Source organism: Ruegeria sp. CL5 (assembly GCF_056536485.1).
Genome location: NZ_JBQFPS010000036.1, coordinates 1 through 1133, shown reverse-complemented (window position 1 = coordinate 1133; position 1133 = coordinate 1). Strand labels below are relative to the sequence as shown.

Here is a 1133-nt window from a genome sequence, read left to right as displayed (position 1 = left end):
CGCGGGTCTTGCGAACTCATTATTCCTTTCGTCTCTATCGGCAGCACGTGGACTGTAGGGCTCGTTGCGGGAGAGCACTGCCCAGACGATCCGGGCGGTCTTGTTGGCCATCGCGACAGTTGCAACGCGGGCGGTTTTGCGTTCGAGCAATGATGTCAGCCACTTACTGGCGCGTTCGGGGGGGCGTTTGTCGGACCAATGACGCCATGCCGACGACGAGCAACGATCGTAAATACTGGTCGCCCATCTTGGTGATCCGTCCCAGCTTCTCCTTGCCGCCGCTGGACTTATTCGCCGGCGTCAGGCCCAGCCAGGCAACGAACTCCCGACCATTGCGGAACTGATGCCCGTCTCCAATGCTAGCGCATGATTGCAGAAGCCGTTACAGCGCCAACACCGGGGATCGTGCGAAGAAGACGAACTTTGGCGACTTGTTTGACACGATCTTCTTACCAGCGGACCCGTTTGTGCAGAGCCATGAGTTGCTCGCACAGATTGTGGATCACTTCATTGCCAATGTCGGGCAGATTGAGAACTTCACCAAGTGTGATGTCTTCGGCAAACCCAATCACCCGGGCGAGGCCTCGTGGGATAAAGATGCCAAACTCGGCAACCAAACCACGCAGATTGTTGATGAGTTGCGTTCTCTGGCGCACCAGAAGATCACGCGCCCGACGCAGCGAGAGTAGGGATTGCTGCTCGACTGTCTTGATCGCAACAAAGCGCATAGTCGGACGAGTAACCGCTTCACAGATTGCTGCGGCATCAATTGCATCAGACTTCCCGCGTTTGACGTATGGCTTCACATACATCGGCGGGATCAACCGAACCTCGTGGCACAGGGCCGTGAGTTCGCGCGCCCAGTGATGTGCGCTGCTGCAGGATTTCATGCCAATCAGGCAAGGCTCCAATTTCGCAAAGAAAGGTAGAAACTAAGCCCGCCGTAAAGGCTTGTTGAACAACACTTCCTCTGTGGCGGTGATCCAATGGACCTGGAAAACGTTCTTGGCCAGATCAACGCCGATCGTGGTAACTTGCATGGGGTGGCTCCTCTCAAAAGCAGATTTAGACACCTGCACTATGGCGCATTGCGACGCCGCTAGAAGCAGGAGCAATCCACCCCTTCAGCAATG

1 pseudogene is annotated in these 1133 nt (G+C 56.0%); it reads right to left on the bottom strand.

Annotated features, from left to right (window positions below):
• A pseudogene (locus ACR0IU_RS22270) lies at positions 1 to 1040 on the bottom strand (IS110 family RNA-guided transposase); the annotation flags it as partial.
• Positions 1041 to 1133: the final 93 nt, after the last annotated feature.